At 69.6% G+C, this 23,517-nt stretch carries 18 protein-coding genes; 6 read left to right on the forward strand and 12 right to left on the reverse strand.

The window, feature by feature from the left end; translation table 11 throughout:
* Window positions 1-108 precede the first annotated feature (108 nt).
* Window positions 109-1,917 (forward strand): phosphomethylpyrimidine synthase ThiC, encoded by a 1,809-nt coding sequence (gene thiC / locus OG828_RS25375; RefSeq protein ID WP_328502408.1) that lies wholly within the window; start codon window positions 109-111, stop codon window positions 1,915-1,917.
* A gap of 95 nt (window positions 1,918-2,012) precedes the next feature.
* On the opposite strand, the gene OG828_RS25380 is transcribed toward thiC, so the two are convergent.
* The 3 genes from OG828_RS25380 to OG828_RS25390 all read right to left on the reverse strand — a co-directional run bounded on the left by OG828_RS25380 (window position 2,013) and on the right by OG828_RS25390 (window position 5,471).
* Window positions 2,013-2,882, reverse strand: a complete 870-nt coding sequence (locus OG828_RS25380) for a hypothetical protein (RefSeq protein WP_328439725.1) — start codon at window positions 2,880-2,882, stop codon at window positions 2,013-2,015.
* A gap of 193 nt (window positions 2,883-3,075) precedes the next feature.
* Window positions 3,076-4,173, reverse strand: a complete 1,098-nt coding sequence (locus OG828_RS25385; protein WP_328372171.1) for a metallophosphoesterase — start codon at window positions 4,171-4,173, stop codon at window positions 3,076-3,078.
* 185 nt (window positions 4,174-4,358) lie between these two features.
* A complete protein-coding gene (locus tag OG828_RS25390) occupies window positions 4,359-5,471 on the reverse strand; it encodes a LacI family DNA-binding transcriptional regulator (protein WP_328361168.1) in 1,113 nt (370 codons plus the stop codon).
* Between the two features lie 442 nt (window positions 5,472-5,913).
* Between OG828_RS25390 and hisC the strand changes: the two genes are divergently transcribed.
* Window positions 5,914-6,993, forward strand: a complete 1,080-nt coding sequence (hisC, locus tag OG828_RS25395; protein ID WP_328361171.1) for a histidinol-phosphate transaminase — start codon at window positions 5,914-5,916, stop codon at window positions 6,991-6,993.
* Between the two features lie 45 nt (window positions 6,994-7,038).
* Here the strand turns inward: hisC and OG828_RS25400 are convergent, their stop codons facing one another.
* The gene (locus OG828_RS25400; protein WP_328502409.1) at window positions 7,039-8,274 is read right to left on the reverse strand and encodes an MFS transporter; all 1,236 of its coding nucleotides are present in this window, start codon (window positions 8,272-8,274) and stop codon (window positions 7,039-7,041) included.
* A 324-nt stretch (window positions 8,275-8,598) separates the two neighbouring features.
* Between OG828_RS25400 and OG828_RS25405 the strand changes: the two genes are divergently transcribed.
* The 4 genes from OG828_RS25405 (at window position 8,599) to OG828_RS25420 (ending at window position 15,928) form a co-directional block, all read left to right on the forward strand.
* Window positions 8,599-10,107 carry a cytochrome ubiquinol oxidase subunit I gene (locus OG828_RS25405; RefSeq protein ID WP_328361177.1) on the forward strand — a complete coding sequence of 503 codons (1,509 nt, stop codon included), beginning with the start codon at window positions 8,599-8,601 and terminating at the stop codon, window positions 10,105-10,107.
* A 20-nt stretch (window positions 10,108-10,127) separates the two neighbouring features.
* On the forward strand, window positions 10,128-11,147 hold the full coding sequence (gene cydB, locus OG828_RS25410; protein ID WP_328502410.1) for a cytochrome d ubiquinol oxidase subunit II: 1,020 nt from the start codon (window positions 10,128-10,130) through the stop codon (window positions 11,145-11,147).
* Window positions 11,148-11,216: 69 nt separating this feature from the next.
* Window positions 11,217-14,714, forward strand: a complete 3,498-nt coding sequence (gene cydD / locus OG828_RS25415; protein WP_328502411.1) for a thiol reductant ABC exporter subunit CydD — start codon at window positions 11,217-11,219, stop codon at window positions 14,712-14,714.
* Between the two features lie 161 nt (window positions 14,715-14,875).
* Window positions 14,876-15,928: a M23 family metallopeptidase gene (locus OG828_RS25420; protein ID WP_328502412.1), complete on the forward strand. Its 1,053-nt coding sequence runs from the start codon at window positions 14,876-14,878 to the stop codon at window positions 15,926-15,928.
* Window positions 15,929-15,979: 51 nt separating this feature from the next.
* On the opposite strand, the gene OG828_RS25425 is transcribed toward OG828_RS25420, so the two are convergent.
* The 8 genes from OG828_RS25425 to OG828_RS25460 form a co-directional block, all read right to left on the reverse strand.
* Window positions 15,980-16,867, reverse strand: coding sequence for an HAD hydrolase family protein (locus tag OG828_RS25425; RefSeq protein ID WP_328502413.1), 888 nt, complete (start codon window positions 16,865-16,867; stop codon window positions 15,980-15,982).
* A gap of 104 nt (window positions 16,868-16,971) precedes the next feature.
* On the reverse strand, window positions 16,972-17,874 hold the full coding sequence (locus tag OG828_RS25430; protein ID WP_328439739.1) for an LLM class flavin-dependent oxidoreductase: 903 nt from the start codon (window positions 17,872-17,874) through the stop codon (window positions 16,972-16,974).
* A 40-nt stretch (window positions 17,875-17,914) separates the two neighbouring features.
* A complete protein-coding gene (locus OG828_RS25435) occupies window positions 17,915-18,373 on the reverse strand; it encodes a hypothetical protein (protein WP_328361195.1) in 459 nt (152 codons plus the stop codon).
* Window positions 18,374-18,386: 13 nt separating this feature from the next.
* A complete protein-coding gene (locus tag OG828_RS25440) occupies window positions 18,387-18,935 on the reverse strand; it encodes an RNA 2'-phosphotransferase (RefSeq protein WP_328361198.1) in 549 nt (182 codons plus the stop codon).
* Window positions 18,936-19,057: 122 nt separating this feature from the next.
* On the reverse strand, window positions 19,058-20,044 hold the full coding sequence (locus OG828_RS25445; protein WP_328502414.1) for a MerR family transcriptional regulator: 987 nt from the start codon (window positions 20,042-20,044) through the stop codon (window positions 19,058-19,060).
* Entirely contained in the window at window positions 20,041-20,919 is an 879-nt protein-coding gene (locus OG828_RS25450; protein ID WP_328502415.1) for a metal-dependent hydrolase, read from the reverse strand. The genes OG828_RS25445 and OG828_RS25450 overlap by 4 nt, the downstream gene beginning before the upstream one ends.
* A complete protein-coding gene (locus OG828_RS25455) occupies window positions 20,916-22,673 on the reverse strand; it encodes an SDR family oxidoreductase (protein WP_328502416.1) in 1,758 nt (585 codons plus the stop codon). Before OG828_RS25455 ends, OG828_RS25450 begins: the two co-directional genes overlap by 4 nt.
* Window positions 22,670-23,512: a M24 family metallopeptidase gene (locus OG828_RS25460; RefSeq protein ID WP_328502417.1), complete on the reverse strand. Its 843-nt coding sequence runs from the start codon at window positions 23,510-23,512 to the stop codon at window positions 22,670-22,672. The genes OG828_RS25455 and OG828_RS25460 overlap by 4 nt, the downstream gene beginning before the upstream one ends.
* Between the last annotated feature and the right edge of the window lie 5 nt (window positions 23,513-23,517).

Here is a 23,517-nt window from a genome sequence, read left to right on the forward strand (position 1 = left end):
ACGTCATCGGAATCGAGTGATGTTCCCCATGAAACGTCGACAGACGGAAACCGCTGCGTCGACCGCTGAACCTGTTACCGGGTAATGCCGGCGTAGGGAGTAGGTCTCATGACCATCAAGGACACACGCACGCCTGCCTCCACGCAGAACGCGACGGACACTCCGTCGCCGACTCCGACCAACGGGGAGGCCGGGAAGTCCATCGGCTGGCACAAGGCGTACATCGAGGGCTCACGCCCTGATCTGCGCGTGCCGGTCCGCCAGGTGCATCTCACCAACGGGCAGTCGGTCACGCTGTACGACACCTCCGGCCCGTACACCGATCCGCTCGTCGACACCGACGTCCGCCGGGGACTGGCCCCGCTGCGAGAGAACTGGATCATCGCCCGCGGCGACACCGAGGAGTACGCGGGCCGTCCCGTCCGTCCCGAGGACGACGGCATCAAGCACACCTCACCGCGCGGCGGCCTGCGCAACCTCGACGCGGTCTTCCCCGGACGGCCACGTCAGCCGCGCCGCAGCCGCGACGACAAGGCCGTCACCCAACTCGCCTACGCGCGCCGGGGCGAGATCACGCCCGAGATGGAGTTCGTGGCCGTCCGGGAGGGGGTTTCGCCCGAGGTGGTCCGTGAGGAGATCGCGGCGGGCCGGGCCGTGCTGCCCGCGAACGTCAACCACCCGGAGATCGAGCCGATGATCATCGGCAAGCGATTCCTGGTGAAGGTCAACGCCAACATCGGCAACTCCGCGGTGACGTCCTCCATCGAGGAGGAGGTCGAGAAGATGACCTGGGCGACCCGCTGGGGCGCCGACACGGTCATGGACCTGTCCACCGGCCGCAATATCCACACGACCCGTGAGTGGGTACTGCGCAACTCCCCCGTCCCCATCGGCACGGTCCCCCTCTACCAGGCCCTGGAGAAGGTCGACGGCCGCGCCGAGGAGCTGACCTGGGAGATCTACAAGGACACGGTCATCGAACAGGCCGAACAGGGCGTGGACTACATGACCGTCCACGCCGGCGTCCGCCTGCCGTTCGTACCGCTCACCGCCAACCGCAAGACCGGCATCGTCTCGCGCGGCGGCTCGATCATGGCGGCGTGGTGCCTGGCGCACCACAAGGAATCGTTCCTCTACGAGAACTTCGAGGAACTCTGCGAAATCCTCGCCGCCTACGACGTCACGTACTCGCTGGGCGACGGACTGCGGCCCGGCTCCATCGCGGACGCCAACGACGAGGCGCAGTTCGCGGAACTCCGGACTCTCGGGGAACTCAACCAGATCGCGAAGCGTTTCAACGTACAGACCATGATCGAGGGCCCGGGGCATGTCCCGATGCACAAGATCAAGGAGAACATCGACCTTCAGCAGGAGATCTGCGATGAAGCTCCGTTCTATACGCTCGGCCCGCTGACGACGGACGTCGCGCCGGCGTACGACCACATCACTTCCGGCATCGGTGCCGCGATGATCGCCTGGTGGGGCACGGCCATGCTCTGCTATGTCACGCCCAAGGAGCACTTGGGCCTGCCCAACCGTGACGACGTCAAGACCGGCGTCATCACCTACAAGATCGCCGCCCACGCAGCCGACCTCGCCAAGGGGCACCCCGGTGCACAGGAGTGGGACGACGCGCTGTCCGACGCGCGCTTCGAGTTCCGGTGGGAGGACCAGTTCAACCTCGCCCTCGACCCGGACACGGCCCGGGAGTTCCACGACGAGACCTTGCCGGCCGAGCCGGCCAAGACGGCTCACTTCTGCTCGATGTGCGGGCCGAAGTTCTGCTCGATGAAGATCTCACAAGACATCCGCCGCGAGCACGGCAGCACCAAGTCGGAGATCGAGGAGGGTATGGCGCAGAAGTCGAAGGAGTTCGCTGACGCGGGCAACCGTGTGTATCTGCCGATCGCGAACTGACGTCGGCGTCCGGAACAGGCCGTCCGCAGCCCCGTGTTCGGCTTGCGCTCCCCTCCGTGGGGGCGCAAGCCGAGGGGCGTCAGGCCGGAGCGGGCCTACTCCGGCTGGTGCTCCGGGCCTCCGAAATCCGGGCTGGTGTAGTCCGGGCTGCTGAAGCTCGGGCGATGGCCCGGGGCGGAGCCTTCGTCGGGGCTGCTGAAGCCCGGGCGGTTGTAGCCGAGATGCGGCATGCGGCTGGGGGTCGCCTGGGGTGCCGTGCGGTGCAGTGCCGCGGCGGCGCCGGGCTCGGCCAGTGCTTCTCGCAGGAACGGCAGGATGCCGCGTTCCAGCAGGGCCTCGCGCCAGGCTTCCCTGGCCCTGGCCACCTCCCCGCCCAGCTTGCCGTGAGGGCCGGTTTCGAGCGAGGGCCTGTTGCGCAGGGCAGTGATCAGCAGCCCGACGGCGGCGACAAGGATCGCGACCGCCGTCACGGCGCCGAACACCCATCCGGTGGTCAGCATGGTCTGGGCGAACTTCGGTACGGGGTCCAGCATCTTCAGGATGTAGCCCACGAGCAGGAAGATCGCCGCTGCGGTTCCGGCGAGGACGGGTGCCAGGACCGCGACGACGGCGACGGCGCCCGCGCCGGCGGTCTCGGCGACCTCGCCCATGGTGGCGGCGAGCCCCACCGTGTTCGTGGCCGGCTCCGTGGAACCGGACTCGCGGACGGACGACGGGGTGGACGGCGCCGGCTGGCGCAGTTCCTCGCGGACCTTCACGTAGTGCTGGTACTCGGTGGCCGCCGCCGCGGTGATGAGTGCGGAGGCGTTGAGAGCCATGGTGCGCAGCTGTTCGGGGTTGAGCCGCTGTCCGACAGCGGTCAGTTCAGGGCGGTGTGGGGCGGAGCGCAGCGCCTCATCGAGGATCCGCTCGTATTCCTGGCGGTCCTCGCTCAGCAGGTGCTGCGGAACGCTGTTCATGTGCATCCCCCGATGCTCCGTAGGGCTTGGGGCTCGCACGCTGACGAGCCGTATGGCAGAAACGGAGGGGAGCCTGCTACGGATAAGCCGATGGTAGAGCGGTGACGGCACACGGTGACAGGGGGTTTCCAAAAATTGCCACTTGGCCTGCGCCGTCTCCGGCAGTACCTCCGTGCCGGGACGCCTGCCCTGTGAACGTTCAGATATCCAGCGGAAGTTGCTGGACCAGCAGCTTTCCGGCCATGGTCACTCCGCCGTCCATCGCGATGGCGAGCCCGTCGGCGTAGACGTGCGGTCCCTCGACATGGGGACCGGTCTCGTCCTCGCCGTCCTCGGAGCCGACTTCGCCGAGGAGGTACGGAATGGGGCTGTGGCCGTGAACGATGCGGGTGCCGCCGTACGTATCGAGCAGTGAACGCACATGGTCGGCGCCGCCCTCGTCGCGGAAGGAGAAGCGCTTGGTGAACTTGCGGAAGAGATCCCAGACTTCGTCGGCGTCGTTGCGTGTGAGCGTCTCGCGGACGGTGTCGTTGACCGCCTCGATCGAGTCGCCGTAGTCGAGATAGGCGGTGGTGTCCGAGTGGACGAGCAGATGGCCGTCGACCTCTTCCATGGCGTCCAGCCGGGCCATCCACTGCAGGTGATGGTCCTGGAGACGGTCCATGTCGGTCTTCTGGCCGCCGTTGAGCAGCCAGGCGGCCTGGAAGGTGGCCGTGCCCGCGCCGGAGTTGACGGGAGTGTCGCCGAACCGCTTGGCGCCGATGAGGAGCAGCTCGTGGTTGCCCATGAGGGCCTTGCAGTAGCCGCCCGCCGCGGCGGCCTCGGCGGACAGCCGCATCACCAGGTCGATGACGCCGATGCCGTCCGGGCCGCGGTCGGTGAAGTCGCCGAGGAACCACAGCCGGGTGGTGCCGGCGCACCAGTTGCCCCCGGTGTCGATGAGGCCCTTCTCCCGGAGGGCGGCCACCAACTCGTCGAGATAGCCGTGGACGTCTCCGACGACGTACAGCGCACCGGGCCCGGCAGTCGACTGCGGGGCCGGCTCGGGTACGGGGTCGACGGTCACCTGAAGCGTGTCACCGCGGTTGATCACGGGCAGGTCGCGTTGCGTGGGTGTGTAGCCGTCCGGGTGGTCCACAGGCTCCTCGACGGGGCTGACGGCCTCGCCGGGGTGCATGTTGTGGACGTACAGACCGGTCTCGTGGACATACGCGGGTACCCGGAAGTCGCGCAACGTCGCCGTCCGCTCCACCTCGGGTCCCTGACCGGCCCCCTGAGTCATCGACCCCTCCACCATCGCGCCGCAGCTGCACCGCATCGGACTGCCTGGTCGCAGCGGCCCGCGGTGTCGTGGGCCCATCATAGGAATGCGGATCGCGCCATGTGATGACCCAGGGGTGGTGAATCAGCGCAAGACTCCAGTTCATCGCGGCTTTCGCCCCGATTGGGCCGGGCTTTGCCCGCTGGGCGACCGCCCTTGTCCTACTCCTTCTTGGGCGACCGCGGCGGGCTGACGGTCGTCCGCGGCGGCCGTCGCTGGGACGAAGTGCGCACGATCAGCTCGGTCGGTATCACCTGCTCGACCGGTTGGTCCGACTCGGCCCCCTCGATGGCGTCGATGAGGAGCTGGACCACCGCCGTGCCGATGCGGCGCGGCTTCAGGGAGAGCGTGGTGACGGGCGGCTCGGTGTTGGCGTACACGGTGGACTCGCTGCAGCAGACCAGAAGCAGGTCGTCCGGTACGCGCAACCCGTAGCGCCGGGCGGCGGCGAGCAGGTCGGTGCCGTTCGGGTCGAACAGGCCGTAGACGGCGTCGGGCCGATCGGGGCGGGCGAGCAGCCGGTCGGCGGCGACGGCGCCCGCGCAGGGATCGTGCGCCGGGTAGGCCTCGTACACCGGATCCTGTCCGACCCGTTCACACCAGCGCAGATACGCCGTCGTCGACAGATGGGTGTACGTGTCCGTCGACGTCCCGGTCAGCAGGCCGATGCGGCGGGCGCCGGCGTCGGCCAGGTGGTCGAGGATGCCCATGACCGCGGCCTCGTGGTCGTTGTCCACCCACGCGGTGACCGGCAGCGACCCGGCCGGGCGGCCGTCGGAGACGACCGGTAAACCCTGCCGGACCAGCTCGCTGACGACCGGGTCCTGGTCGGACGGATCGATCACGACCGTGCCGTCCAGGGCGACGTTCGACCACACGTCGTGGCGGGAGGTCGCGGGGAGGATCACGAGGGCGTAGCCGCGGGCGAGCGCGGCCGAGGTGGCGGCTCTGGCCATCTCGGCGAAGTACGCGAACTCGGTGAAGGTGAAAGGTTCATCCCCGTATGTCGTCACGGTCAGGCCGATCAGTCCGGACTTGCCGGTACGGAGGGTTCGGGCCGCGGCCGATGGGCGATAACCCAGTCGGTCGGCGACCTCGCGGACATGGCGTCGGGTGGCGTCCGGGAGCCGGCCCTTGCCGTTGAGGGCATCGGAGACGGTCGTGATGGAGACTCCGGCGGCGGCGGCTACGTCTCTGATGCCTGCCCGGCCCGGCCGACTGCCTCGACGTGAGGTTTCCGCGCGGCTCACCTGGTGCTTCCCTGCTGCTGTCATGGCGAGCCGATAGTAGGGCTCATGCGGTGGGGTAGTGCGGACGCATATGCACCCGTTGACAGGCACGTTTCTGCAAGGTCATAGGCCGTCAATTTCCTTGGAAAGGAAGGGGGTTGGGCGCTTCCACGCCAGCACGTAACTTGTCGGGGTGTGCATACCTGCCAAGTAGCCGATGTTTCGAAGAGGTCTCAACTCACCTTCACGGGTGATGCGCGCCACCGCGCGAGCCACCGGCGCATAGATATATGTGTGAGCGCCCCAGAAATTCGCACACCTTCGTACAGTGATGCCCCTGATGTCAGTGGGGCAGATGGGATCAGCGCCTCCCGGCGGTACGAGGTGGCCGCCACCCCATACGCAGCGGCGCCGAATCCTCATAAGGTGAGAAGCATTGGAAGCCGGCGGCGGTCAGAGGCCGCCGGTGGTCGCGAGGAGGACTGCGGTGAGCGAGACCAGCCCCAAGCTGCGCGCCGAGCTGGAGGGTATCCCCACCTACAAGCCGGGGCGGGCTGCTGCCGCCGGCGGTCCGGTGGCGTACAAGCTGTCCTCCAACGAGAACCCCTATCCGCCGCTGCCCGGTGTGATGGAGAGCGTGACGGCCGCCGCCTCGTCGTTCAACCGCTACCCGGACATGGCCTGCACGGGCCTGATGAACGAGCTGTCCGATCGGTTCGCGGTCCCCGTCACCCATCTGGCCACCGGCACCGGCTCGGTCGGCGTCGCCCAGCAGCTGATCCAGTCCACCGCCGGCCCCGGCGACGAGGTGATCTACGCCTGGCGGTCCTTCGAGGCGTACCCGATCATCACGCAGGTCAGCGGCGCCACCTCGGTGCAGGTGCCGCTCACGCCGGGCGATGTGCACGACCTGGACGCGATGGCGGACGCCATCACCGACCGGACGCGGCTGGTCTTCGTCTGCAATCCCAACAACCCGACGGGCACGGTCGTACGGCGGGCCGAGCTGGAGCGCTTCCTGGACCGGGTGCCGAGCGATGTGCTCGTGGTGCTGGACGAGGCGTACCGGGAGTTCATCCGTGATGCCGAGGTGCCGGACGGTGTGGAGCTGTACCGTCACCGGCCGAATGTCTGTGTGCTGCGGACGTTCTCGAAGGCGTACGGTCTGGCCGGGCTGCGTGTCGGGTTCGCGATCGCGCATGAGCCGGTGGCGGCGGCGCTGCGCAAGACGGCCGTGCCGTTCGGTGTGAGCCAGATCGCGCAGGACGCGGCGATCGCCTCACTGCGTGCCGAGGACGAACTGCTCGGCCGGGTCGGCTCGCTGGTGTGCGAGCGCACGCGTGTGGTCGACGGGCTGCGCGCCCAGGGCTGGACCGTGCCCGAGACTCAGGCCAACTTCGTGTGGTTGCGGCTGGGGGAGCGCACGGTCGCGTTCGCGGCGGCGTGTGAGCAGGCGGGTGTCGTCGTCCGGCCGTTCCCGGGCGAGGGCGTGCGGGTGACGGTCGGCGAGACCGAGGGGAACGACATCTTTCTGAAGGTGGCCGAAGGGTTCCGCAAGGAGCTGTAGCGGGACACAGGGAGCGCCGGCCGCGTCGCGGCCGGCTGTGTCGTGTCAGATACGGGTGCTGGCCGCCTCGTCCGGCTCGAGCTGCTGCGGCGCGTCGTCGCGTCGTGGCAGCAGGAGCGGGGTGGCCAGCAGCAGGAGACCGGCGATGGCGATCGCGGTGCGGGTGCCGGTGACGGCGGCCAGCAGGCCCCATACGGCGGTCATGGTCGCGGTGGTGGCCTTGCCGGTGATCGACCACGCCATCAGGGTGCGGGCGACGCGGTCCTTGGGGGTCCGGTCGAGCCGGTAGGTGGCGACCACCGGGCTGAACACCCCGATGCAGATGATCAGCCCGAACTCGACGACCATGACGAGGACGAGCCCGGCTGTGCCAGGGCCGACGAAGGCCAGTCCGAGCGGCCAGCAGGCGCGCAGCGCCCCGGCGGTGAGCATGATCCGGTGTCGGCCGAACCGGGCGACCAACGGGCGGGCCAGCCGCGAGCCGATCAGGCCGCCGGTGCAGGGCACCGCGAAAGCGAGGGCGTACTGCCACGGTGCGAAGCCGAGCGGGCCGAGCATGAGGACGGCCAGAAGCGGCGCCGGCGCCATGATCAGGCTGTTGACCAGGACCGAGTTGAAGAACAGTGGGCGCAGCGTGGAGTGGCCGAGGATGTAGCGCCAGCCGTCGAGGAGGTCGCCTGCGCGCAGCCGTGGTCCCTCCTCACGTACGGGGCGGGGCTCCTTGCCGCCCACCGCGCGGATCCCCAGTGCGGAGAGCAGGTAGCTCACCGCATCGGCCGTCACGGTCGTCACCGGCCCGAACAGGCCCACCGCGGCCCCGCCGAGTGGTGGGCCCAGCATGGTGGCGGTCCAGGTCGTGGACTCGAAGCGGCCGTTCGCAACCAGCAGGTCCTGTGGCTGTACGAGGCTCTTCAGGAAGGCCCCGCTCGCCGAGATGAAGGCGATGTCGGCCACTGCGACGACGACCGACACCACCACGAGCTGGGCGAAGGTGAGCAGGCCGAGCGCGTACGCGGCGGGGATGCTCAACAGCGCGGTGAACCGCACCAGGTCCATCGCGATCATCACCGGCCGTTTGCGGCGGAACTCCACCCAGGGACCGAGCGGGACCGCTACGACCGCCCCCACGGCCAGCCCCGCGGCAGCCAGCAGCGCCACCTCCGTCGGACCGGCGTCCAGGACGAGGATGGCGATCAGGCGGAAGGCGTCGAAGGCGAAGAAGGTGCCGAAGGTGCTGACCGCGTAGGACGCCCAGAGCCACTCGAACCGCCGATCGAGCATGCCCCGGACCTCCTCGCTCGAGGCTCGAACGGCCTCGCCTTGACCGGCGCCATCCAAGCGTGGGGCCGACGGGTGGGCAAACGAGATAGTCAACGACTGTCGCCTGTCGGCCACTCCTACGTCGGCCCGCGAGATCGGTGTGGGTGTTTCACGTGGAACAGAGACGGCGAGAGGGGACCCCCTTGCGGAGATCGAAAGTGGGTGCGTCATAATTGCTTGTGAATGTGAACGCGTTCACAAGCGTGTCCCAGTTCAACCCGAGATGTACGGAACAAGCGGGGCAAGCTGCCGCTGTGACCACGGCGACGTAAGGAGACTGACGACGTGGACCTGGCTCTGGCGCCGGAGACTTTGGCGCGATGGCAGTTCGGCATCACCACCGTCTACCACTTCCTGTTCGTCCCCCTGACAATCTCGCTGGCCGCCCTCACGGCCGGACTGCAGACCGCCTGGGTGCGCACGGAGAAGGAGAAGTATCTCAGGGCGACCAAGTTCTGGGGAAAGCTCTTCCTGATCAACATCGCGATGGGGGTGGTCACCGGCATCGTGCAGGAGTTCCAGTTCGGCATGAACTGGTCCGACTACTCCCGCTTCGTCGGTGACGTCTTCGGCGCCCCACTCGCCTTTGAGGCCCTGATCGCGTTCTTCTTCGAGTCGACCTTCATCGGCCTGTGGATCTTCGGCTGGGACAAGCTTCCGAAGAAGATCCACCTGGCCTGCATGTGGATGGTCTCGATCGGCACCATCCTGTCCGCGTACTTCATCCTCGCGGCCAACTCCTGGATGCAGCACCCGGTCGGCTACAAGATCAACGAGGCGAAGGGACGGGCCGAGCTCACCGACTTCTGGCTGGTGCTGACCCAGAACACCGCGCTCGCCCAGGCCTTCCACACGCTCTCCGCCGCCTTCCTCACCGGCGGTGCCTTCATGGTCGGCATCTCCGCCTTCCATCTGCTACGCAAGAAGCACATCCGTGAGATGAAGACCTCGCTGCGGCTCGGCCTGGTCACCGTCGCGATCGGCGGTCTGCTCACCGCCATCAGCGGCGACACGCTCGGCAAGATCATGTACGAGCAGCAGCCGATGAAGATGGCCGCGGCCGAGGCGCTGTGGGACGGCGAGGCGCCGGCCCCCTTCTCGGTCTTCGCCTACGGCGATGTGGAGAAGGGCCACAACAAGGTCGCCATCGAGATCCCGGGCCTGCTGTCCTTCCTGGCCAAGGACGACTTCACCTCGTACGTCCCCGGCATCAACGACGTCCAGAAGGCCGAGCAGGAGCAGTTCGGGCCCGGCGACTACCGGCCCAACATCCCGGTCGCCTACTGGGGCTTCCGCTGGATGATCGGGTTCGGCATGACCTCCTTCACCATCGGCCTGATCGGACTGTGGCTGACCCGCAAGAAGTTCCTGCTGCCAAAGCACCTGCGGGTGGGCGATGACGAGGTGCCGCATCTCGTGCTGTTCCGGAAGAAGCCGCTCGGCCCGACGCTCACCAAGTGGTACTGGCGCATCGCCATCTGGACCCTGGCCTTCCCGCTGATCGCCAACTCCTGGGGCTGGATCTTCACCGAGATGGGCCGCCAACCATGGGTCGTGTACGGCGTCCTGCAGACCCGTGACGCGGTCTCCCCCGGCGTCTCCCAGGGCGAGGTCATCACCTCGATGGTCGTCTTCACCACCCTGTACGCGATTCTCGCCGTCATCGAGGTCAAGCTGCTCGCGAAGTACATCAAGGCCGGCCCGCCCGAACTCACCGAGGCCGACCTGAACCCGCCCACGAAGATCGGCGGCGACTCCCGTGACGCCGACAAGCCGATGGCCTTCTCGTACTAGGCCGAGGGAGCTGCACAGTCATGGAACTTCACGACGTCTGGTTCGTCCTCATCGCCGTCCTGTGGACCGGCTACTTCTTCCTGGAGGGGTTCGACTTCGGGGTCGGCATCCTCACCAAGCTGCTGGCCCGGGACCGGCCCGAGCGGCGGGTGCTGATCAACACCATCGGGCCCGTCTGGGACGGCAACGAGGTGTGGCTGCTCACGGCGGGCGGCGCGACCTTCGCCGCCTTCCCCGAGTGGTACGCCACGCTCTTCTCCGGCTTCTATCTGCCGCTGCTGCTCATTCTGGTCTGCCTGATCGTGCGAGGCGTCGCCTTCGAGTACCGGGCGAAGCGGCCCGAGGAGTACTGGCAGCGCAACTGGGAGACCGCGATCTTCTGGACCTCTCTGATTCCCGCGTTCCTGTGGGGAGTGGCCTTCGGCAACATCGTGGGGGGCGTGAAGATCGACCAGGACTTCAACTACGCCGGTACCGTCTGGGACCTGCTCAACCCGTACGCCCTGCTCGGCGGTCTGGTGACCCTGACCCTGTTCACCTTCCACGGTGCGGTGTTCACGGCACTCAAGACGGTCGGGGACATCCGGGTGCGGGCACGGAAGCTGGCGCTGCAAGTCGGCCTCGTCACCGCTGTGTTGGCGTCCGTCTTCCTGCTCTGGACGCAGGTCGACAGTGGTGACGGTCAGAGCCTGGTCGCTCTGATCGTGGCACTCGCCTCGCTGGTCGCGGCGCTGATGGCGAATCAGGCGGGTCGTGAAGGCTGGTCGTTCGCCCTGTCGGGGATCACGATCGTGGCCACTGTGGCGATGCTCTTCCTGTCGCTTTTCCCGGACGTCATGCCGTCCTCCCTCAATGAGGACTGGAGCCTCACGGTCACGAACGCCTCGTCGAGCCCGTACACGCTGAAGATCATGACTTGGTGCGCGGCGATCGCGACGCCGATCGTGGTCCTCTACCAGTCGTGGACGTACTGGGTGTTCCGCAAGCGGATCGGTACGCAGCACATCGCCGGCGACGCTGCTGCCGGGGCAGCGCACTGAGTCCGCATTGGGGCATGTTTCACGTGAAACATGCCCCATGAGACCTCGTGAGAAGAGGGTGTGTTTCACGTGAAACCGATCGATCCGCGACTGCTCCGCTACGCCCGCGCCACCCGGCTCTTTCTGCTGTCTGTCGTCGGCCTGGGCGCTGTCGGAGCGGTGCTGGTCATCGCGCAGGCCATGCTCATCGCCGAGGTAGTGGTCGGTGCGTTCCAGCACAGGCTGTCGGTCGGTGAACTCAGCACTCCCTTGCTGCTGTTGGTGGCCGTCGCTCTCGGTCGCGCCACTGTCGCCTGGCTCACGGAGCTGGCCGCCCATCGGGCGAGTGCGGCGGTGAAATCGGAGCTGCGGCGGCGGCTGCTGGAACGGGCCGGGGCGTTGGGTCCTGGCTGGCTGAGCGGACAGCGGACCGGCTCGCTGGTCGCCCTTGCCACCCGTGGAGTCGACGCCCTCGACGACTACTTCTCGCGCTATCTACCGCAGTTGGGGTTGGCCGTTGTCGTCCCTGTAGCGGTGCTGGCCCGCATCGTCACCGAAGACTGGGTCTCTGCCGCGATCATCGTCGGCACCCTGCCGCTCATCCCGATCTTCATGATGCTGATCGGCTGGGCCACGCAGTCCCGGATGGACCGTCAGTGGCAGCTACTGTCCCGGCTGTCCGGGCACTTCCTGGACGTCGTCGCGGGGCTGCCCACCCTGAAGGTGTTCGGGCGGGCCAAGGTGCAGGCCGACTCGATCCGGCGCATCACCGGCGAGTACCGGCAGGCGACCATGCGCACCCTGCGGATCGCCTTCCTCTCCTCCTTCGCTCTGGAGTTGCTCGCCACGATCTCCGTGGCCCTGGTCGCGGTGACGATCGGCATGCGGCTCGTCCACGGCGAGATGGACCTCTACATCGGTCTGGTCATCCTGGTGCTCGCACCTGAGGCCTATCTGCCGCTGCGACAGGTGGGGGCGCAGTACCACGCGGCGGCGGAGGGGCTTGCGGCCGCCGAGGAGATCTTTGCGGTGCTGGAGACGCCGGTGCCGGCGTCGGGAACCGCTGCCGTGCCGACCGGGCCATTGCGCTTCGAGGGCGTCACCGTCCGGTACCCCGGCCGGTCCATGGACGCCGTGTCCGAGGCGTCCTTCGCCGTCGAGTCCGGAGAGACGGTCGCACTCGTCGGGCCGAGCGGCGCGGGCAAGTCGACGCTGCTGCACGTCCTGCTGGCGTTCGTACGACCCACTGAGGGACGTGTGTTGCTCGGGGGAGTCGATCTCACCGAGGTCGACCTCGAGGAGTGGCGGTCGCGGATCGCCTGGGTGCCGCAGCGGCCCCATCTGTACGCCGGGACGATCGCCGAGAACGTACGGCTGGCGCGTCCCGACGCGGACGACACAGACGTACGGCAGGCGCTTCGGGATGCAGGAGCCCTGCAGTTCGTGGACGCGCTGCCCGAAGGTCTGGACACCTTGCTCGGCGAGGACGGGGCCGGGCTGTCCGCCGGTCAGCGGCAGCGGCTCGCGCTCGCCCGTGCCTTCCTCGCGGACCGGCCTGTGCTGTTGCTCGACGAGCCGACGGCCGCGCTGGACGGGGAGACCGAGGGCGAGGTCGTGGAGGCGGTGCGGCGCCTGGCCGTGGGACGGACAGTGCTGCTCGTGGTGCATCGGCCGGCGTTGCTGAGCGTCGCGGATCGGGTCGTGCGGTTGGAAGAAGTCACGGCCTGCGCTTCTGTGGACGCCGAGGTCGTGTCCAAGGGAGCGGTGGCTCACCGCATCGAGGAAGCAGCGGCGGACGACCTCGTCGCCGAGCCGGAGACGGAGGTCCCGACGACCGCCGGCGGCGTACTCGCCCGCGTCCGCGCCATGGCCCGCGCCCACCGTGGACGTCTCGCCCTCGCCCTGCTGCTCGGAAGCCTCGCTCTCGGGAGTGCCGTCGGGCTCATGGCCACCTCCGGATGGCTCATCTCTCGGGCCTCGCAGCAGCCGCCGGTGCTGTATCTGATGGTCGCGGTGACGGCGACACGGGCCTTCGGCATCGGGCGCGCCGTTTTCCGGTATGCCGAGCGGCTGGTGTCGCACGACGCCGTGCTGCGGATGCTGGCCGATACGCGGGTCGCCGTGTACCGGCGGCTGGAGCGGCTGGCGCCCGCGGGACTGCGCCGGACCCGGCGGGGCGACCTGCTGTCGCGGCTCGTCTCCGACGTGGACGCCCTGCAGGACTACTGGCTGCGCTGGCTGCTGCCCGCCGGTGCCGCCGTCGCCGTGTCCGCCGCCTCGGTCGGATTCACAGCCTGGCTGCTGCCCGAGGCCGGTGTCGCGCTCGCCGTCGGGCTGTTGGCGGCCGGAGCCGGTGTCCCGCTGCTCACCGGAGCCGTCGCCCGGCGAGCGGAGCGCAGACTGGCCCCCGCTCGTGGAGTACTGGCGACCCGGGTGGCCGATCTGCTCACCGGTACCGCCGAGTTGACCGTCGCCGGCGCGCTGCCCGCACGTACCGCCGAGGTACGGCGCGCCGACGGCATGCTCACCCGGATCGCCTCGCGCGCCGCCACCGCCACCGCGCTGGGTGACGGGCTCACCGCGCTCGTCTCCGGCCTGACCGTCGCCGCCACCGCCCTCGTGGGCGCCCAGGCGGTCGCCGACGGTCGCCTCGGTGGCATCGCGATGGCCGTCGTCGTCCTTACGCCGCTGGCCGCCTTCGAGGCCGTGCTCGGCATGCCGCTGGCCGTGCGGTTCCGGCAGCGGGTGCGCAGGAGCGCGGAGCGCGTGTACGACGTACTGGACGCGCCCGAGCCCGTACAAGAGCCGGAGCAGCCCCGGCAGGCGCCCGCATCGCCGTTCCCAGTCGTCGTCAAGGGCCTGGCCGCCCGTCACACGGGGCAGGACCGGGATGCCCTCGCCGGCCTCGACCTGACGCTGGCGGAGGGCCGCCGGATCGCCGTGGTCGGCCCGTCCGGGTCCGGCAAGACGACGCTCGCGCAGGTGCTGCTGCGCTTCCTGGATGCGGACGCGGGCTCGTACACGTTGGGCGGCGTGGATGCGGGCGCACTGGACGGCGACGACGTACGGCGGCTCGTCGGGCTGTGTGCCCAGGACGCACACCTCTTCGACAGCTCGGTGCGGGAGAACCTGCTGCTCGCCAGGAAGGACGCCACCGAGGGCGAACTGCGCGACGCCCTGAAGCGGGCCCGGCTGCTGGACTGGGCCGACAGCCTGCCCGACGGACTCGACACCCTGGTCGGCGAGCACGGGGCGCGGCTGTCCGGCGGGCAGTGGCAGCGGCTCGCGCTGGCCCGTGCACTGCTCGCCGACTTCCCGGTCCTGGTGCTCGACGAGCCCGCCGAGCATCTCGACCTGCCGACGGCGGACGCGCTCACCGCCGATCTGCTGGCCGCCACCGAGGGCCGTACGACACTGCTCATCACGCATCGGCTGGCCGGTCTGGAGACGGTGGACGAGGTGATCGTGCTGGAGGAGGGGCGCGTGGCGCAGCGGGGCACATATGCGGAGCTGGCCGTGGTGAAAGGGCCGCTGCGGAGGATGGCGGAGCGGGAGGCGGAGTCGGAGCTGCTGGTCGGCGTTCACTAGCGGAGAGCTGCTCCGCCGGCGGCTGTACGACGGTGGCGCCGCGCTGAGAGGCCGTTGCCCCGGCCGTGCGTGGGCCGGTGTGCTCCGTCCGCAGCAACACGTCCCCCATGCGTACGACGTGAACAGGCCCACAGCCGCGGGGGCGCGTCACGATCGCTGACATGCGCTCATCTCGCCGTCATCCGCTGGTCGTTCTGGTGCTGCTGTGCGCACTCGCGGCCCTCGTGGCCCGCCCCACCGGCGCCGCGGATCACGCGACGGGCGACGGCTCCTCCGGCATCAGCGCTCAGGTGGCGCGGCTGTACGAGGAAGCGGCGGTGGCGACGCGGCAGTACGAGGCGGTGCGGCAGAAGGCTGAGGCGCAGCGGGACAAGGCCGAGCGGTACGAGGCGCTTCTCGACCGCGAGCGGCGGGAGATCGCCGTGCTCCACAAGGGCCTGGGCCGTATCGCACGCGCCCAGTACCGCACGGGCGGCGGGGTGCCGCTGACCGCGCAGATCATCCTCGCCGACAGCCCGGACGAGCTGATGCGCGGTCAGCGCGTCTTCTCGCAAGCGCAACTGGCCGTCGGCAACGCCCTCGACAAGAGCCGCCGGGCCGAGACGCGGCTGGCCGCGGACGAGGCCACGGCAGCGGCGGCATGGCAGGACCTGGAGCGACGCAACGCCCAACTCGCGCAGTTGAAGGAGGACATCGAGCGGAAGCTGGACGAGGCGCGGCGGCAGTTGCAGGGCCAGGCGGACGCGTCGGTCGCCGCAGGCAGCTGCGGCGGTGCCGCCCGAATCGACCAGCCACAGGTGCGGGGCACGCGCGCGTGGGTCGCGCCCGTGGAGACGTACGAGATGTCCGCGAGCTTCGGCAGCGGCGGAGAGCGGTGGGCGCACCGGCACACCGGGCAGGACTTCGCGGTGCCGATCGGCACACCGGTCCGGTCGGTCGGTAGGGGACGGGTGGTCAGGGTGTCGTGCGGCGGCGCCTTCGGCATGCAGGTCGTGATCGAGCATCCCGGCGGCTACTACTCGCAGTACGGACACCTCGCGTCCGTCACCGTCGACCAGGGCGAGCGAGTCTCCCCCGGGCAGTGGATCGGGCAGTCCGGCAGCACCGGCAACTCCACCGGCCCGCATCTGCACTTCGAGGTACGGATCACACCGGAACTCGGGTCGTCGGTGGATCCGGTGCCGTGGCTGGAAGCGCGCGGGGTCCGGCTGTGACCGCCGCTCGCGCGGAGCGCACGTAAGGGGCGTGCGCCTGGACGACGCCTGTTACAGCCGCTCCGCCAGCATCCGCTCGATCACGACCGCCACCCCGTCCTCGTTGTTGGCGACCGTCCGCCCCGACGCGGCCGCGATCACATCCGGGTGCGCATTGCCCATCGCATACGACTGCCCCGCCCAGGTGAGCATCTCGACGTCGTTCGGCATGTCACCGAATGCGACGACCTCCTCGTGCGAGATACCGCGCTCGGCACAGCACAGGGCGAGCGTGCTGGCCTTGGAGACACCCGGGCCGCTGAGTTCCAGCAGGGCGCTGGGGCTGGACCGGGTGACGTTGGCACGGTCGCCGACGGCGAGGCGGGCGAGGCTCAGGAAAGCATCCGGATCGATCTGGGGGTGGTACGCGAGGATCTTGAGGACCGGCTCATCGGCACCGGGACCGTCCGCGGCCAGCAGCAGCTCAGCCGGCGCCAGGTTGTCCGGGACCTCCATGTGCAGCTTCGGATAGTCCGGCTCCTGGTGGAAGCCATACGTCTGTTCGACCGCGTACACCGTGCCGGGTGCCGCCTCACGCAGCAGTCGTACGGCGTCCAGCGCGTCGGGCCGCGTCAGCTCCCGCACCTTCACGAACCGGTGGGCGCCCGGGCCGCCGTGCAGGTCGACCACCGCGGCGCCGTTTCCGCAGATCGCCAGTCCGTGGCCATGGACGTGGTCACTGACGACGTCCATCCAGCGGGCCGGGCGGCCGGTGACGAAGAAGACCTCGATGCCCGCCTCCTCGGCGGCGGCCAGAGCGGCGACCGTACGCGGGGAGACCGACTTGTCGTCGCGCAGCAGGGTGCCGTCGAGATCGGTTGCGATCAGGCGCGGCGGGACGGTGGTGGCCGGGGTCTCGGGCTGTCTGGTCGCTGAGGTCACCCGGCCATTCTCCCGCATATGCCTGCACGGCCGTGCGGGACTCCGCACATGTGAGTGGTGACGGCTCTCACCTGCACCCCAGCGCCCCTGCGTCCACGAGCCCTCGCTGTCGCGGCGACGGCTCAGCTGAGCTGTGCGGGCGCCTCCATGGCGATCTGCTCGAAGACCTTCTCGTCGGCGGCGAAGTCCGAGTCAGGGATCGGCCAGTGGATCACGATCTCGGTGAAGCCCAGTTCCAGGTGCCGGCCCGCGAAGTCCACGAACGCGTCGAGCGACTGCAGCGGGCGGCCACGGTCCGGCGTGAAACCGGTGAGCAGGATCTTGTCCAGCCCGGACACATCACGGCCGAGGACGGCGCATGCGTCGGCGAGCTTCTCCACCTGTCCACGAATGGCTTGAATCGACTGTTCAGAAGTGCCGCTCTCGTACAGCTTGGGGTCGCCGGTGGTCACCCAGGCCTGCCCGTGCCGCGCGGCGAGCCGCAGCCCACGCGGCCCGGTGGCAGCCACCGCGAACGGCAGCCGGGGCCGCTGCACACAGCCCGGGATGTTGCGCGCCTCGTGCGCCGCGTAGAAGTCGCCCTCGTACGACACCGTGTCCTCGGTCAGCAGCCGGTCGAGCAGCGGTACGAACTCGGCGAACCGGTCGGCACGCTCGCGCGGCGTCCACGGCTCCTGGCCGAGCGCAGTGGCGTCGAAGCCGGTACCGCCGGCACCGATGCCGAGCGTGACGCGCCCACCCGAGATGTCGTCGAGGGAGATGAGCTCCTTGGCGAGAGTCACCGGGTGCCGGAAGTTCGGCGAGGTGACCAGGGTGCCCAGTCGCAGCCGATCGGTCACGGCCGCGGCAGCGGTCAGCGTCGGCACGGCACCGAACCAGGGGCCGTCCCGGAAGCTGCGCCAGGACAGATGGTCGTAGGTGTACCCGGTGTGGAAGCCGAGCTGCTCAGCGCGCTGCCATGCCGAACGGCCGCCTTCGTGCCAGCGACGGTAGGGGAGGATCACAGTGCTCAGACGCAGACTCATGCGTCGAGCCTAAGCGGCGGCGGGGTTTCACGTGAAACGGTCATCGCACGCGGCTGCTCAGCCACGGCGGGAGGGAGATCATCTCCGTCCACTCCTTGTGCACCCGGTCTCCGGGCAGCGGCACGACCAGGCGGTAGCCGGGCGGAAAGCGGCGCGCGGTGACGTACGCGAGCCCACCGAAGACGGAGCGGAGAAAGGCCGGGACGTCGTCGCGCGGAATGTCGGGGCACTCGACGCCCTCGACCGTGATCAGCGCGTCGTCCTCGGGGAAGAGGCGGACACTCACCCGGGGCGAGCCGCCGAACTCGACGTAGGCCTCGTGGGGCAGGGAGCCGTCCGAGTCGGTCGCGACGCCTATGCCCGCCGCCGTGCGGCGCGAGGTCTGGTCGGCGCCGATGTCATGGCTCACCTCGATCTCGCGCGCGTACTCGGCGGCGATCTCTCGGAGCGCGGTGACGGCGGCCTCGGTGCTGGGGAGGTGGTCCATACCATTGATCATGCCGGAAGGGAGGTCAGTGCCGCTCCGGAAATCTCAGGTACTCCGGTGGTACGGCCTTCGTCAGCCACACCCCGTTCGCGCTCACCTGGAAGACATGGCCGTCCCGGTGCATGGCGCCGGCGTCCACGGCCAGGACGACGGGGCGGCCGCGGCGGGCGCCGACGCGGGTCGCCGTCTCACGGTCGGCCGAGAGATGCACGTCGTGCCGGTTCATCGAGCGGAGCCCCTCGGCGCGGATCGCGTCCAGGTTCCGGGCCACGGTCCCGTGGTACAGGTACGGCGGCGGGGTGGCCGGGGGCAGTCCGAGGTCGACCTCGACGCTGTGGCCCTGGCTGGCGCGGATCCGCGAGCCTTCGATCTCGAAGCGTTTCTTGTCGTTGGCGGCGACCACGTGGTCCAGCGCGTCCCGCGTGAAACGGAAGCCGTGCTCGGCTGCCGCGGCCATCAGCGTCTCGATCTCGACCCAGCCGCCCTCGTCGAGTACGAGCCCGATCCGCTCGGGCTGATGACGCAGATGCTTGGAGAGGTACTTCGACACCTTCACGGTGCGTCTTTCATCCATGCCTTCAGGGTGCCGCGAGAGACGTGGATCACGCGAATGAATTGACTCCGGATGTTTGATCCACAGCCAAGTCAGGTTATCCACAGGGGAATTGGCGACTCTGTGGACAACGAGCCATCGATTCAAGGGGTTTCGTCAAGATCCACTGGCGTGACCGGACTTGCGGCAAGCTCGTCCAAGGCGCGGGCCCGCACCTCGCGTTCGGCGGCCAGCGCGATGAACTCGGCCGCCCTCCCCGGACCAACGAGCTTCTCCACGGCCCACATTGTCTCTGCCGGAATCGTCACGGACCGTGACTCCTCGCTCCTGTGCGGGGCCTCGCCCGTGCCGAGGTGTTGCCGCAGGTGCCGCACCGCGAACAGGCGCATCGCGCGGGCGAGTTCGGCGTCCACGGACTGGCGGGCCAGCGGCCGCAGACGTCGTACGAGCGAGGCTGCCTCGGCGGCGTCCGCGTCGGTCGGACGGTGCGGTCCGTCCAGGTAGCGGGCGAAGATGTGCTCGGTGGTGAACTCCAGGAAACGGGCCGCGATGTGCTCGACCTGACCCCTCAACTCCCGTAGATGCCCCGAGATCGCGGACAGAGGCACCCCGGCCGCGTGCAACTCGACGGCCACGGCGAGCTCTTGGGGGCTCGGCACGAGGAACGAGTCGTCGTCGCCCGGCACCGGCTCCAGCACACCGAGTGCGACCGCCTCGGCGACCGCCGCGTCGTCCGGGGAGCCGCCGAACCGCTCGTCCAGCTCGGCGCGAGAGATCCGTACCGCCTCCTCGTCGGTCCACGGACCGTCCACCTCGGCGACCAGCCCGAGCACACCGCCGAGCCCCCGCCCGGCGTCCCAGGCCTCCAGGAGCTCCTTGATGGAGGCCAGGGTGTAGCCGCGGTCCAGGAGATCGGCGATCTGGCGCAGCCGGGCGAGATGCGCGTCGCCGTACACGTTCGCCCGGCCGCGGCGCTCGGGGCGGGGGAGCAGACCGCGGTCCTGGTAGGCACGGATGGTGCGGACCGTGGCACCGCTGAGGTGCGCGAGGTCCTCGATCCGGTAGGCGGGCGCGGTCCCCGCCCCGGCTGCGGCGCGAAGCCCCGGGACTCCGGCCACCTCCTCGCTCATGCCGCCGCCCTCGCCGCCGGTGACCTCCGCAGATACTCGACCGCCCGGCTCAGCGACCCTTCCTGCGAGGGGTGGTACGACCGCTTGAAGTAGCGGGGTATCGCGGCACCCAGCTCCCGCCACGTCGGCAGCAGGCCCTTGCGGACCGCCGCGTTGTCTCCGGCGAGGGAGTAGCGCAGGCGGCCGGCGAGCTGCGGGTCGTGACGTATCAGGTACGCAGTGCCCCATACCCACACGTAGAGCATCACCGGCGCGGTGACGGCCATCGCGGCGAGGCGGCGGGCGTAGCGGGGTGTGCCGGGGCCGGCGCAGTGCTGGTACATGTCGAAGGCGACCGCGCGGTGCTCGACCTCCTCCGCGCCGTGCCAGCGCAGCAGATCGAGCATGACCTCGTCGGCGTCGGCCCGGTCCAGGGCGTCGGCGGCCAGCACCCAGTCGCCGAGCACCGCCGTGAACTGCTCGATCGCCGCGACGACGGCCAGCCGCCAGCGCAGCCACTCCGGCTGCGGTATGGGTGCGCCGAGCGGTGGACGCTCGCCGAGCAGCCGCTCGAAGAGGAAGTCGACGTACTTGGTGAACTCCGCGGTGTCCAGCCGCTGTGCCTCGAGGTGGTCGAGCACATGCGCGTGCTGCACGCTGTGGGTGGCCTCCTGGCCCATGAACCCCTTGACGTCCGCCAGGAGTTCGGGATCCCGCACCAGCGGCAGACCCTCCTTGAAGACCTTCACGAACCACCGCTCCCCCGCCGGCAGCAGCAGATGCAGCACGTTGATGACGTGGGTCGCGGTCGGCTCGCCCGGGATCCAGTGCAGGGGTGTGCGGGCCCAGTCGAAGGACACGCGGCGCGGGGTGATTGCGTACCGGTGATCGCTCATAGCGGTGGCTCCAGCCGGGCGACGGCCCGCAGTGCGCGGGGCGTGAACCGGGACATGAGGAGGGTGCCGCGCGCCTCGGGTGTCACCGGGACGACGGCTTGGTTCTTCACCACCGCCCGCAGGATCGCGTCGGCGACCTTCTCCGGTGGATAGTTCCGCAGCCCGTACAGACGGGCGGTCTTCTTCTGGCGCCGCTTCTCCTCGGCGGCGTCGACCCCGGCGAAGCGCGCGGTCGAGGTGATGTTGGTGTTGACGAAGCCGGGGCAGATCGCCGTCACGCCGATGCCCTGTCCGGCCAGCTCCGCGCGCAGGCACTGGCTCAGCATCAGCACGGCCGCTTTGGAGGTGCTGTAGGCGGGCAGCGCCTTGGAGGGCTGGTACGCCGCCGCCGACGCGGTGTTGACGATGTGGCCGCCCTGTCCGCGCTCGGCCATCTGCCTCCCGAAGAGGCGGCAGCCGTGGATCACGCCCCACAGGTTGACGTCGAGGACCTTCTTCCAGTCCTCCGGGCTGGTGTTGAGGAAGGAGCCGGACAGGCCGATCCCGGCGTTGTTCACCAGCACGTCCACCACGCCGTACTCGGCGGCGACCTTCTCGGCGAGCTTCTCCATGGCCTGCTCGTCACAGACGTCGACGGTCTCCGCCCACGCCTCGGGGGCGCCGATCAGCCGGGACAGCTCGGCGGTGCGCGCCGCGGCCTCCGCGTCCCGGTCGACGGCCACCACGCGCGCGCCCGCCTCGGCGAACGCGAACGCGGTGGCCCGCCCGATGCCGCTGCCCGCGCCGGTGACCAGGACGAGCTGTCCGCCGAACCGGTCGGCGTGCCTGCCCGTGGCGCTCATCCGCGGTCTGCCGCCCTCGACGGCGGTCACGAACTCGGAGATCCACGCCGTCAGTTGGTCGGGCCGGGAACGCGGGACCCAGTGCTTGGCGGGGAGCGTGCGGCGGGTCAACTGCGGAACCCACTCCTCCAGCCCGTCGCACAACTTCTGCGACAGGAACGCGTCCCCCAGGGGCGTGATGAGCTGCACGGGCGCGTGCGCGTAGGCGTCCGTGCGGGGTCTGCGCAGCCTCGGCCGTACGTTGTCCCGGTACAGCCATGCCCCGTGGGCCGCGTCCCTGGGGAGCGAGGAGGTCGGGTAGCCGTCGCGAGGTACGCGCTCGACGCGTTCCAGGATCCGCGGCCAGCTCTTGCCGAGGGGGCCGCGCCAGGCCAGTTCGGGCAGGACCGGCGTGTGCAGCAGATACACGTACCAGGACTTGGCGCCCTGGCCCAGCAACTGGCCGACCCGGCGCGGGGTGGGGCGCTTCACGCGCGTGTGGATCCAGTGCCCGAAGTGGTCCAGGGAGGGTCCGGACATCGAGGTGAAGGACGCGATGCGTCCCTCGGTGCGCTGGACGGTGACGAACTCCCAGGACTGCACCGAGCCCCAGTCGTGCCCCACCAGATGCACCGGCCGGTCCGGGCTGACCGCGTCCACGACCGCCACAAAGTCGTCCGTCAGCTTCTCCAGCGTGAACCCACCGCGCAGCGGCCGCGGTGCCGTGGACCGGCCGTGGCCCCGGACGTCGTACGCCACGACATGGAAGCGGTCGGCGAGGCCGACGGCGACCTCGGACCACACCTCCTTGCTGTCGGGGTAGCCGTGCACGAGGACGACCGTCGGCCGGTCCGGGTCCCCCAGCTCGGCGACGCACAGCTCGACACCGCCGGTCCGCACCCGGCGCTCCCACGCCCCCTTAAGTACCGTCACCTGTCCTCCGCCCAGCGCCGCACATGCGGCAGATCGTCGTCCAGCCAGAAGGCGCTCTCCTCGGGATCCTTGGAGTCGGTGACGACCAGGATCTCCTCGAACTTCGCGCCCGTACCCCGGAAGCCGAGATGGGGTTCGACCGCCCACAGGCCCGGCTGCGGCGGGTGGTCGGAGAAGCGGTACGGCGACCACAGCGGCGACCAGCCCTCGCGGTGACCGTGCAGCGCGTCGCTCGCCAGGCCCTTCAGGGACTGGGTGCCGAACCCGAAGACATGCGGCGACCAGCGGCGCTCCCTGACCCGGTCCACCTTGTGGGCGATCACGCCGAACGGGTAGGCGCGGTGCCGGTTGGCGTAGCCCTGGCGGGCCATGAGCCGGTCCACGTCCTCGTAGATCTCCCTGAGCGGGCGGCGCTCGCGCACCTCGCGCAGGATCAGCTCACGGTGCGCCTCCAGGTCGGCCATCAGCTTGTCCTGCACCGGGTTGAGGCCGAGCGAGCCGGAGTAGCCGATGTCCGCCGTGCAGCCCTCGAAGACCGGGGCCAGGTCCAGGATGAACGGCATGCCGGGCTCGAGCCGGCGGTTGGTGGGGAAGAACTGCAGCGGAACGCGGAAGTTCACGAACGCCGTACGGTCGCCGAACCAGGCGAAGGGCAGATGGAACCAGTCCCGCACACCCCGCTCACGCAGCCACTCGCGTTGCATCCGCGCCGCCTCGCGCTCGGTCACCCCCGGCTGCAACCGGGCCGCGACCGCCTCCGCGCACTCGTACGCCAGGCGCTGCACCCTCCGGAACTTCCGCAGCTCCGCGGCGCGTTCATCTGCAACAGCCGTCGTCATCCGAC

It is taken from the genome of Streptomyces sp. NBC_00457 (assembly GCF_036014015.1).
Taxonomy (GTDB): domain Bacteria; phylum Actinomycetota; class Actinomycetes; order Streptomycetales; family Streptomycetaceae; genus Streptomyces.

Excerpts from the sequence above, each read along its gene's own strand:
- thiC (WP_328502408.1), top strand. The coding sequence starts at position 109 with ATGACCATCAAGGACACACGCACGCCTGCCTCCACGCAGAACGCGACG.
- OG828_RS25380 (WP_328439725.1), bottom strand. The coding sequence starts at position 2,882 with ATGCACATGAACAGCGTTCCGCAGCACCTGCTGAGCGAGGACCGCCAG.
- OG828_RS25385 (WP_328372171.1), bottom strand. The coding sequence starts at position 4,173 with ATGGTGGAGGGGTCGATGACTCAGGGGGCCGGTCAGGGACCCGAGGTG.
- OG828_RS25390 (WP_328361168.1), bottom strand. The coding sequence starts at position 5,471 with ATGACAGCAGCAGGGAAGCACCAGGTGAGCCGCGCGGAAACCTCACGT.
- OG828_RS25400 (WP_328502409.1), bottom strand. The coding sequence starts at position 8,274 with ATGCTCGATCGGCGGTTCGAGTGGCTCTGGGCGTCCTACGCGGTCAGC.
- cydB (WP_328502410.1), top strand. The coding sequence starts at position 10,128 with ATGGAACTTCACGACGTCTGGTTCGTCCTCATCGCCGTCCTGTGGACC.
- OG828_RS25420 (WP_328502412.1), top strand. The coding sequence starts at position 14,876 with ATGCGCTCATCTCGCCGTCATCCGCTGGTCGTTCTGGTGCTGCTGTGC.
- OG828_RS25425 (WP_328502413.1), bottom strand. The coding sequence starts at position 16,867 with ATGCGGGAGAATGGCCGGGTGACCTCAGCGACCAGACAGCCCGAGACC.
- OG828_RS25430 (WP_328439739.1), bottom strand. The coding sequence starts at position 17,874 with ATGAGTCTGCGTCTGAGCACTGTGATCCTCCCCTACCGTCGCTGGCAC.
- OG828_RS25435 (WP_328361195.1), bottom strand. The coding sequence starts at position 18,373 with ATGATCAATGGTATGGACCACCTCCCCAGCACCGAGGCCGCCGTCACC.
- OG828_RS25440 (WP_328361198.1), bottom strand. The coding sequence starts at position 18,935 with ATGGATGAAAGACGCACCGTGAAGGTGTCGAAGTACCTCTCCAAGCAT.
- OG828_RS25445 (WP_328502414.1), bottom strand. The coding sequence starts at position 20,044 with ATGAGCGAGGAGGTGGCCGGAGTCCCGGGGCTTCGCGCCGCAGCCGGG.
- OG828_RS25450 (WP_328502415.1), bottom strand. The coding sequence starts at position 20,919 with ATGAGCGATCACCGGTACGCAATCACCCCGCGCCGCGTGTCCTTCGAC.
- OG828_RS25460 (WP_328502417.1), bottom strand. The coding sequence starts at position 23,512 with ATGACGACGGCTGTTGCAGATGAACGCGCCGCGGAGCTGCGGAAGTTC.